Consider the following 10,712-nt stretch of genomic DNA (forward strand, 5'->3'; position numbering starts at 1 on the left):
CAATCCCAAATGATGAAAAACCCAAAAGAAATATTGGATAAACTGATATCCATATTGGCAGAAACGGAACTCGAGAGAACTGTTAAGTGGGGTATTGATGTATTTACTTTTCAAGGAAAAAATATCCTAGGTATTGCCGCATTCAAATCCTATGTCGGCATCTGGTTTTATAATGGTATTGCTTTATCCGACCCAATGAAGGTCTTGGTAAATGCTCAGGAAGGTAAAACCAAATCACAACGGCAATGGAGGTTTCATGCTATTGAAGAAATCAATCCTGAATTAATTATTTCCTATATCCATGAGGCAGTCGAGAATGAGAAAAAAGAGCTAAAGCCACTAAATCAAAAATCCAAAGTAATAGAAATCCATCCCATTCTTTGTGAAGCGCTTTGCTCTAACGAGGAACTCAATTTCTGTTTTGAAAAACTAAGCGATTACCAGAAAAATGAATATTCGGCATACATACAGGAAGCCAAGCGGGAAGCAACCCAATTGTCCCGACTGGAAAAAATCAAACCCATGATCATGAATGGGATAGGCCTAAATGACAAATACAAATAATTCCCATGGCAGCAAACAAAACACAAGAAACCGATTCTTCCGTCACTGATTTTGTCAATAAGGTTGAAAACGAGCAAAAGCGAAATGACAGTTTTGAATTGATCAGGATTTTCAAAGAAGCCACAGGCCATGAGCCCAAAATGTGGGGGCCAAGCATCATTGGATTTGGAAGCTATCACTATAAATATGACAGCGGCAGGGAAGGAGATTTTCTTTTGGTGGGATTTTCCCCAAGAAAGGCTGCCATTTCCTTATATTTTTCGTGTGATATTGAAGGTCAAAGTGGTACTCTTCTTGCCCAATTGGGAAAATTCAAAAATGGGAAATCCTGTGTGTATATCAACAAACTATCCGATGTAAAAGAAGACATCATCAAAGCCTTGGCCAAAGAATCCATAAATTATATCCGCGAAAAATACCCGGTTCATTGATAGGCCTCTTTCTATCATTTATTTAGAGCCGTTATAATTAGAACAGAAAATGGTTCAACGGTAACAGGAAATTTGATACTTTTTTTATTTTTGAATTAAATGCAGAAATCATATTTGTCTTTATTTTTTCTTTCGCTTTCCACATTGATGATGTTGGGACACAGTATTATACCCCATCACCACCACAGCCATATTGAAGATTTTGGCTTTTCCGGCCATTTTCATCAGGAATTCAGTTCCGAGATTGAATCAAGCCACCACCATACACTTTTAGAAAACTTCTTTTCTTTGGTATCTCATGGACACGAAGGTATGGAATGTATCTCTTGTCCAAATATGGATGAGACTTTCAACAACGAGTATTTTGATTTCTATTCCGTACATCAAGATGAAATTAGGCCCAAATTTCCATTAATTGAAGAAGAAAAATTCTTTACAGAATACAATCAAGATCCTTTTATTTTTAGCTATTTCCCGCCTGGTGGGCTGAGAGCTCCACCTGCGTATTTGTAATTTTTTTGGTATTCCTTTCTAATGGGATCCCATAAACTTATTCCTTCCCCAATTTAAAATTTCAATTTACAATACCATGAAAAAGGCAAGTATCCTTTTGGCTTGGCTATTGGTCATTTCTTTCAGCTGCAATCAAGCTCATGACCATAGTCACGATGAAGAAGAGGAAATCCCTCCTGTCACCCTTACCAAATACTCGGATAATTTGGAATTATTTGTTGATTTCCCCTATCTGATAGCAGGAAAACCCACAACGATGATGGTCCACCTTACCAGACTCGGTGAAAAATTCCAACCTGTTCAAGACGGAAAAATCAAATCTAACCTATCTATTGGAGGAAAGCAGGTTTTGGCAGAGGCAAATAGTCAGACAAGCACGGGAATCTACGAAGTCGAAATCACCCCGGAAACTACCGGAACAGGAAAACTTACTTTCGATATCCAAACAGGTGCAATCTCTGAGCAATTCGTTTTTGAAAACATCGAGGTTTTCAATGATTTGGTTGCTGTGGTAAGGAATCAAAAACAAACCAAAACCGGGGAAGAAATTACTTATTTGAAGCCCCAAGCTTGGAATATTGAGTTTGCAAATGAACTTGTAAGGCGAGGCACTTTCAGGGAAATCCTAAAAACAAGTGGCCAAGTCATTGCGGCACCTGGAGATGAAACAGTTATTACAGCCAATTCAAGTGGTGCTGTGTTGTTTGCAAGCAACAAAACAGTCGTGGGATCAAAGCTTAATGTCGGAGACCATATTTTTACCATCACGGGAGGAAGTCTAACCCAAGGAAATCCTGATGTGTATTTCAAAGAGACCAAGGCAAATTATGAATTGGCAAAAGCTGAATTTGATAGAGCAGAAATCCTTATAAAGGACAGGATAATTTCAGAGCGGGAATACCTCAAAAGAAAACTCGAGTACGAAAACATGCAATCGACCTATCAGGCTGTTTCCAAAAACTATTCTTCCTCCGGCCAAAAAGTCACAACGAACTCAAATGGATTCCTCAAAAACCTGCTCGTTTCGGAAGGACAATTTGTAGAAGCAGGAACTCCCCTAGCCTTAGTCAGCAAAAATAAAAAAGTGATGCTTCAGGCAAATGTCTCACAAAAGTACTTTCAGAAATTACCAATGATCAGTGGTGCCAATTTCAAAATTGTAAGTGAAAATACTGTCTTCAATACGGAGGAGATGAATGGAAAAGTCATCTCATTTGGAAAAAGCACCAGCGGAAACGCTTCCTATATTCCCATAACATTTGAAATTGACAATGTCGGAAATATCATTCCTGGATCCGTGGCAGAGGTATATCTTAAATCCTCCCCAATACCTGATGCATTGATCATACCTACCAAAGCTTTAATGGAAGAACTCGGAAATTTCTTTGTGTTTGTCCAGACAGGTGGAGAAACTTTTGAAAAGAGGGAAATCAAATTGGGTGGCAATGACGGAAGACTTGTGCAGGTACTTTCAGGGCTGAAAGAAGGAGAAAGAGTAGTCACCAAAGGCGCTTATGCCATCAAATTAGCAAGTGCATCCGGTGCAATTCCTGAGCACGGACACTCACATTAACCTTGGAATTCACTGAAGGTAATAAAATATAATATACTGTTTTTCAGTATGATAAACTGATAAAAGAATGCTCAACAGGATTTTAAAATTTTCACTGAACAACCGCCTTTTAGTGATAGTTGGCTTTGGACTTTTGTCTCTTTTTGGAACTTACATTGCCTTCAATATGGAAGTGGATGTATTTCCTGACCTGACAGCTCCTACAGTGGTGGTCTTGACAGAAGCCCATGGAATGGCTCCGGAAGAAGTCGAACGGCTAGTCACATTTCCAATAGAAACATCAGTCAACGGAGCTAGCAATGTAAGGCGCGTCCGCAGTGCTTCTTCTGGCGGTTTTTCTGTTGTCTGGGTCGAATTTGAATGGGATACGGATATCTATCTCGCCAGGCAGGTCGTCAATGAAAAACTTGCCACCATTTCGGATAAGCTGCCAATTGGCGTTGGAACTCCAACCATGGCGCCACAGTCTTCTATCATGGGAGAGATTATGTTTGTCGCCTTAACGGCCGACAGCACCTCTATGATGGATTTGAGGACGATTTCGGATTGGATTATCCGGCCAAGACTTTTGGCTACAGGGGGTGTGGCACAGGTCATTGTCTATGGGGGAGATTTCAAACAATACCAGATCCAGGCCAATCCCCAAAGGATGAATTTTCACCAGGTCACACTTTCTGAATTGATTGAAGCGGCCAAGGAATCTAACGGCAACTCCTCCGGGGGATTTTTGAATGAGTATGGAAATGAATACATCATCAAAGGAATAGGAAGAACCAACGATGTAAACGAAATCGGTAGGGCTATAATCAAGAAATCAAATGGACAAACGGTAAGAATCGAAGATGTCGCAGAGGTCAAAATCGGTTCGGCACCAAAAATCGGGGATGCTTCCAATAATGGAAAGCCTTCTGTAGTCTTGGCAGTATCCAAACAACCGGGGGTAAACACTTTGGAATTGACAACAAAAATCGATGAAGCTGTCCTGGATCTTCAAAAAACCTTGCCTTCGGACATCGTCATCAATACAAAAGTATTTCGACAGGCAGATTTTATCAATGCCTCTATCAGTAATATCCAGAGGACGCTGATGGAAGGAAGTGCTTTTGTAGTGGTCATCCTCTTCCTTTTTTTGATGAATTGGCGGGCAACGGTCATTTCCCTATTGGCGATTCCTATATCCTTATTGGTTGCTATCCTTACTCTAAAGTGGCTTGGCTTTACGATCAATACCATGAGTTTGGGAGGCATGGCTATTGCTATTGGAGATTTGGTAGATGATGCCATCATTGACGTGGAGAATGTCCTAAAAAGGCTGAAGGAAAATGCCAAAAAGCCCAAAATTGAAAGAACCAATCAGCTTGAAGTAATTTTCAATGCCTCGTTTGAAATCCGTCAATCCATCATCAATGCTACATTTATCATCATTGTGGCCTTCTTTCCGCTCTTCTTTCTTTCGGGAATGGAAGGAAAGCTTTTGGCGCCATTGGGCATCGCCTTTATCGTGGCACTGTTTGCTTCTCTAATTATTGCAATTACACTTACACCTGTGCTTTGCAGCTATATGCTGACCAATGAAAAAAGGCTTGAAAAACAAGAGAAGGAAAGCTGGCTGGTGGCCAAACTTCAGCTTTACTATGTGTCTTTTTTAGAATTTGCGATGGGATGGAAAAAATCCTTTATCGGATCAGCCCTTGCCATGCTGTTTGTGGCGATTTTGGCATTTACCCAGCTGGGAAGAAGTTTTTTACCGGAATTCAATGAAGGGGCACTTACCCTTGCAGTAGTTTCTCTTCCTGGACTTTCTTTGGAGGAAAGCAATAAAATAGGAAAAAGAGTTGAAGATGTTTTATTGACTATTCCAGAGGTGATTTCTACCACTAGGAGAACAGGAAGAGCAGAACTTGACGAACATGCACAAGGGGTTAACTCTTCTGAGATTGAGGTTCCTTTTGAACTTCAGGAAAGGACAAGGGCAGAATTCCTGGCTGAAATCCGTGAAAAATTATCAGTAGTCAAAGAAGCAAACATCAGTATTGGCCAACCCATTTCACACCGGATAGACCATATGTTATCTGGAACACGCGCAAACATTGCTATCAAAATATTTGGTTCGGATCTCAACAAAATGAACTCCCTTGGAAATCAGATCAAAAATGAAATTCAGGGAATCGAAGGATTGGTGGATTTGAGTGTAGAACCGCAGATTGAAATCCCTCAAATCCAGATAAAAGCCAAAAGAGAACTTTTGAGCCATTACGGGATCACCATTGGTCAATTCAATGAATTCGTGGATGTGGGTTTGTCCGGAGAGAAAGTTTCAGAAATCTATGAAGAAAACCGTTCTTTTGACTTGATTGTCAGGTTCGATCCTGCTAACAGAGAGAAAATGGAAGACATTCTCAATACCCAAATTGATACCGATTCAGGGGAAAAAATACCGCTTCACTACGTGGCAGACATTGTATCCGCAAGTGGACCTAATACCATCAACAGGGAAAATGTCGAAAGAAAAACAGTCGTATCTGCTAACGTAGCAGGCCGTGACCAAAAATCCGTGGTAGATGAAGTACGACAAAGGATCAATGACAAGATCAGGCTCCCTGAAGGCTACCATGTCGAACTCGGCGGGCAGTTCGAAGCCGAAGAAGAAGCATCTTCTTCCCTTTTCATTACTTCACTATTTGCGCTTTTGGTGATATTCCTGATTCTTTTTCAGGAATTCAAAAATGGAAAAATCGCCTCCATCATCCTCATAAATCTCCCTTTGGCACTTATTGGGGGCATTTTCAGTATTTATTTCACGAGTGGAATCTTGAGCATTCCGGCCATCATCGGCTTTATTACCCTGTTTGGAATCGCTACCCGAAACGGGATTCTTTTGGTCTCCCACTATGAAACCCTTAGGGAGGAAGGTCTGGACCTATACCAAACGGTCATTCAGGGATCCAAAGACAGACTGAGTCCAATTCTCATGACTGCCATCACTGCCGGATTGGCTTTGATCCCTTTGGCCATGGCAAGCGACCTGCCTGGAAATGAAATCCAAAGTCCAATGGCAAAGGTTATTTTGGGAGGATTGACCACTTCCACGCTACTGAACCTCATCATAGTTCCGATGGTGTACTATTTATCCAAATCAAAATCTGTGGTAAAATGAAAAAATTCATCTGCGCGATGATGCTTACTTTAGCCGTTACTTTTCCTGTTTTGGCGCAGGTTAGCATTGAAGATATCTTGGTTGAAATTGAAAAAAACAACAAAACCTTACAAGCAAATGCCCAAAATACCGAGGCACAAAAACTGGCTTTCAAATCCAACAACCCTCTTTATAATCCAAATGTGGAATACGATTTCATGTATGGGTTTCCTGTCAATGCAGGTAACCAAACAGACTTTTTGGTCAATCAGACCTTCGATTTTCCGACTTCTTACGGTAAAAGAAAACAGCTTTCTGAAGGCAGGATTTCACAAACAGATTTTCAATTGAATGCGAGCAGGCAAGAAATCCTTTTTGATGCTCAAAGCACCTGTCTTGAACTGATTTATCAGAATAAACTTCAAATCCAAATTCAAGAAAGAAAGGCTTATACAGAAGGGTTATTGGAAAGCTTTGAAAAAAAACTCTCCACAGGAGAAGGCAACATACTCGATGTCAATAAAGCAAAGCTTCAACTCATTGAGATCAATAAAGATTACCAGCTTAATCTTTCCCAGATCAATCAGCTAACGCAAAAACTGACAGGACTCAACGGCGGAGAGCCACTGAGATTTGAAGCTATTACATACCCTGTGATGGATTCTATGGATGATTTCGAGGAATTGTTTGAAGAAATTCAAGCCAAAGACCCGACAATGCAATTCATTGAGATGGAAATCTCGGCTGCACAAAAGCAGCTGGAACTTTCAAAAGCCCTTTCCCTGCCAAAACTGGAAGCTGGATATCGCCATCAGGCTATTTTGGGACAAAGGTTCAATGGCTTTCACTTTGGAACTTCAATTCCACTTTGGGAAAACAAATATAAAGTGAGGCAAAGTGAGGCGGAACTGTCTTCTTCAAGTCTCAAAGTCGTTCAATACCAAAATGACAAATACTCCTCTTCCTTGCAGCTATATGAAAAGTACGAGAAACTTTCCCTTACCCTAAACGAGTACAAAAACGTACTTTCAACTCTCAATAGCAAAGACTATTTGGATAAAGCTTTGGAAGTTGGATATATTTCGACGATTGAATATTTTCTCGAAAGCAATTATTACTACATGGCATATAACAATTACCTTCAAACAGAATTTGAGTACTATGCTACAATTGCGGAAATCCTAAAATTCAGGTTATGATTAAATTGTTACTTACATTCTTTGAGAATGTAAACGAATTTTCAATGGCTAATTTTGAAAAAGGTTATACACCATGAAACTCACCTTAACTTATCTAGAGTTGAAAAACCTTATTTTGTTTTTCAAATTGGCCAAATCAGCATTGTCAATCACCCTCCAAGTCAAAAAAAGTAATAGCCTTGGAATGAAAAAAACAGGGGTTTGGACCAAACACTATACTCTGACTCTTTGGCCGGATGAAAAAAGCCTGAAGGATTTTTCCAAAAGCGGTGCACACCTGAAAGCAATGAAAGAAAGTGGCAAACTTGCTAAAGAAATCCGGACCCTGACAATCAATGCAGAGCAATTTCCTAATTGGAAAGATGCCAAGAAAATGCTTGAAAACGTGAATCCCTTAAAATTTTGAGTGGTAATATTCAAACCATTATTCCATTGATCTTTAATAAAAAACTAACACCTACATTTGCCGCAAATGGAATCCTCATGATTACATCTGCTTCGTTAATGTTCCACTTCCTTATCCTTTTTGGTGTAGTTCCATTTGAAAATACCTGGGGAGGAAAATTGGAAAACCGGGAACAAATGTTTGTATTTGAGTCCATTTCGATCATCGTTACACTTTTAGTAATGATTGCTGTTGGGATTCGGGTCGGTTATTTAAATTGGAAAGTCAAACCTATTTTCCTCAAAGTCTTTTTTTTGATATTGATGCTGGTTTTTGCACTCAACACTTTAGGCAATCTCTTTGCAAACAATGCATTCGAAAAATTCTTTGCAACCCCACTGACCCTAATTTTGGCTGTTTTTTGTTGGAGATTGGCAATTGAAAAATAATCATATCCGAATCAATTGTTCAATTGACCCTGCCAGGTTCTCTATTGTTTTTTCCTTCACGGTTTTGTAATGCATCACCCATGTCTTCCCTTGCTTTTTCGGCCAATGCTTGCATTTTTGCTACTATTTCAGGGTTTTCGGCAATCACATTTTTTGATTCTGAAATATCAGTGGGAATATGATACAATTCCATTTCCTTCATTTCAATCATATAATAATCGATGGGAATCCCGTCATTTCTAGGGGCTTGGCCGGGGACTATGCTTCTGTATTTATGAGGAAAATATAGTTTCCAATCTCCCATGACTACAGCCTGAAGTTCATTTTTATTGTAATAAATGAAATAAGCTTCTTCAGGTGATTTTGCTTTTGAATTGGTCAGCATTCTCCAAATGCTTTTACCGTCAATAGGCAATTCAGGTAATTCAGCACCTGTTATTTGGGCTATTGTCGGCAAAATATCAATGCTCATCGCAGGGTTTTCTTGAACCAAACCTGTGGGTATCTGTCCTTTCCACTTTATCATCGCCGGCACTTTTACTCCACCATCCCATGAAGTCCCTTTCCCTTCCTTTAGCGGACCGGCACTACCCGAATGTCCCGAATAGGAAAGCCAAGGGCCATTGTCTGAAATAAATATGACTAGGGTATTTTCTTCCAAACCGTTTTCTTTCAGTGCTTTCATCACTTCTCCTACTGACCAATCAATCTCCATGATGACATCACCATAAAGCCCGTTTGAAGACTTCCCTTTGAATTTATCCGATACAAAAAGGGGCACGTGTGGCATCGGATGGGCGAGATACAAGAAAAATGGTTTTTGGCTATTTCTCTCGATGAAATCAACCGCTTTTTCTGTAAACTTGGTTGTCAACATACTTTGGTCAGAAAAAATTGTATCCACCACTTTGTCATTTTGGTACAAAGGTAAAGGCGGATAGTAGTTTTTGGATTGGGGGTGATTGGGCCACATGTCATTGGAATAAGGGATTCCATAATACTCATCAAATCCCTGATTAGTAGGCAAAAACTCGATATGATGTCCTAAATGCCATTTTCCAAATACAGCAGTCTGATACCCCAATGGCTTCAGCATTTCAGCGATTGTGGTTTCGGTCGGATTTAATCCATGTTTGGCCGAATGGTCCAAAGCCCCATGGATTCCTAATCTATTGGAATAAGTCCCGGTCAACAAAGCTGCCCTTGATGCAGAACAAACCGCCTGAGTCACATAGAAATTCGTGAATTTCACCCCATCCCTTGCCATTTGATCCAGGTTTGGTGTAACATTAAGCTTTGATCCATAAGTGCCCAAATCCCCATAACCCAGGTCATCAATGAAAATCAAGATCACATTGGGCCTATCAAATTCTGTGGTTTGATTATCAGCCTTTGCCAAGCACCCCAATCCTAAAAAACATGTAAAAACAAAAGCTAAATTGATTTTGAAAACTGAAACCCGCATGGCTTTGAGTGTATTTCTTAAGAGATGAAATTATAAGCAATCTATAACCTAATATGATTTAAATGTTTTCTATTGTAGAACTCAATCCCTACACGGTCAATATGATTCTTCAATTCAGGTTCTTTGATGGTATGGTAGTTGAGCAAATCAAATTTATATGGCATTTGTGTCTCTTCATTGAGCTGATAGCTTACATGGCTAATAGTATCAAAATCTAAATCTTTCCCTTTCAGAGCAATATCCACATCACTGCCATTCTTAAAATTTCCTTTTGCCCGGCTCCCGAAAACAATCGCATTCTCAACTTTGGGAAATTTCTCCAATACAGAAATAATTTCTTCGATGTCTTTTTCTAAAAGGCCAAACCTATTCATTTGCTTTTTGATTAAAACTAATTTGCAATGCTTTCAATATAGGGAAATACTTATTTTTAATCAATTGCTCCATTTCAGTAGCTTTTTGTTCGTCATAAGTATGCGCTGTAAGGTTTCTGTCTTGCAACAAATCCATCCAATCGTGTCCGTTTTCTAAAATATTCATTTCGAAGGCTTTTTTTAAAGCACCTCTTGGAGACTTAATATCCACAAAACCCTGATCCTCCAAATAATCTTTCACCATGTTCCAGGCAAGTTCAAAACTCATCTCAAAAAACTGAATAATACCTGCTTTTTGAACGATATCCGGACTGGGAATTTGAAGTGCCTGCTCCAAATAACCAATCGCTTTTTCAAAATTTTGAAATCGTTGCTTCCATCGTACATCCTCGCTATTCATAGGCCTTTAATCTATCAGTCCAAGTTTTGGAAATTGCTTTTACTTTTTTTCATTTAAACATATCCAATAAAGCAAGAAAATGACTTTCAATTCTTTAACTTTTCAAGCAACCAAAGATAATCCTCCAGAAACCTTTCGATTGGTTTTTCAAAGGTGACATCCACCAATGCACCATTTTCATCAAATTTTTTATCCATTTGTGGGGTCACCATCAATGTGGGTG

The 10,712-nt window shown here is 39.5% G+C and carries 11 protein-coding genes; 8 read left to right on the top strand and 3 right to left on the bottom strand.

From position 1 onward, the window contains the following. The 8 genes from ACZFYI_RS09095 to ACZFYI_RS09130 form a co-directional block, all read left to right on the top strand. Positions 1-564, top strand: a 564-nt coding sequence (locus ACZFYI_RS09095; RefSeq protein ID WP_462523809.1) for a YdeI/OmpD-associated family protein, incomplete at its 5' end; no start/stop codon positions are given. Positions 565-569: 5 nt separating this feature from the next. Then, on the top strand, positions 570-995 hold the full coding sequence (locus tag ACZFYI_RS09100) for a DUF1801 domain-containing protein (protein ID WP_462523810.1): 426 nt from the start codon (positions 570-572) through the stop codon (positions 993-995). A 99-nt stretch (positions 996-1,094) separates the two neighbouring features. Then, entirely contained in the window at positions 1,095-1,508 is a 414-nt protein-coding gene (locus ACZFYI_RS09105; protein WP_462523811.1) for a hypothetical protein, read from the top strand. Between the two features lie 76 nt (positions 1,509-1,584). Then, positions 1,585-3,081, top strand: coding sequence for an efflux RND transporter periplasmic adaptor subunit (locus tag ACZFYI_RS09110; RefSeq protein WP_462523812.1), 1,497 nt, complete (start codon positions 1,585-1,587; stop codon positions 3,079-3,081). 67 nt (positions 3,082-3,148) lie between these two features. Beyond that, on the top strand, positions 3,149-6,238 hold the full coding sequence (locus ACZFYI_RS09115; protein WP_462523813.1) for an efflux RND transporter permease subunit: 3,090 nt from the start codon (positions 3,149-3,151) through the stop codon (positions 6,236-6,238). Further along, positions 6,235-7,416, top strand: coding sequence for a TolC family protein (locus ACZFYI_RS09120; protein WP_462523814.1), 1,182 nt, complete (start codon positions 6,235-6,237; stop codon positions 7,414-7,416). Before ACZFYI_RS09115 ends, ACZFYI_RS09120 begins: the two co-directional genes overlap by 4 nt. A gap of 73 nt (positions 7,417-7,489) precedes the next feature. Continuing rightward, on the top strand, positions 7,490-7,822 hold the full coding sequence (locus tag ACZFYI_RS09125) for a DUF3291 domain-containing protein (RefSeq protein ID WP_462523815.1): 333 nt from the start codon (positions 7,490-7,492) through the stop codon (positions 7,820-7,822). A 26-nt stretch (positions 7,823-7,848) separates the two neighbouring features. Next, complete coding sequence (locus ACZFYI_RS09130) at positions 7,849-8,250, top strand: hypothetical protein (RefSeq protein WP_462523816.1); 402 nt, start codon at positions 7,849-7,851, stop codon at positions 8,248-8,250. A gap of 19 nt (positions 8,251-8,269) precedes the next feature. Here the strand turns inward: ACZFYI_RS09130 and ACZFYI_RS09135 are convergent, their stop codons facing one another. From ACZFYI_RS09135 to ACZFYI_RS09145, 3 genes are read right to left on the bottom strand one after another with little or no spacing between them, the layout of a single operon-like run. Continuing rightward, complete coding sequence (locus tag ACZFYI_RS09135) at positions 8,270-9,715, bottom strand: sulfatase family protein (protein WP_462523817.1); 1,446 nt, start codon at positions 9,713-9,715, stop codon at positions 8,270-8,272. A gap of 41 nt (positions 9,716-9,756) precedes the next feature. After that, the gene (locus ACZFYI_RS09140) at positions 9,757-10,089 is read right to left on the bottom strand and encodes a nucleotidyltransferase family protein (RefSeq protein ID WP_462523818.1); all 333 of its coding nucleotides are present in this window, start codon (positions 10,087-10,089) and stop codon (positions 9,757-9,759) included. Continuing rightward, the gene (locus tag ACZFYI_RS09145) at positions 10,082-10,489 is read right to left on the bottom strand and encodes a nucleotidyltransferase substrate binding protein (RefSeq protein ID WP_462523819.1); all 408 of its coding nucleotides are present in this window, start codon (positions 10,487-10,489) and stop codon (positions 10,082-10,084) included. Before ACZFYI_RS09145 ends, ACZFYI_RS09140 begins: the two co-directional genes overlap by 8 nt. Between the last annotated feature and the right edge of the window lie 223 nt (positions 10,490-10,712).

The organism is Aquiflexum sp., from assembly GCF_977115555.1.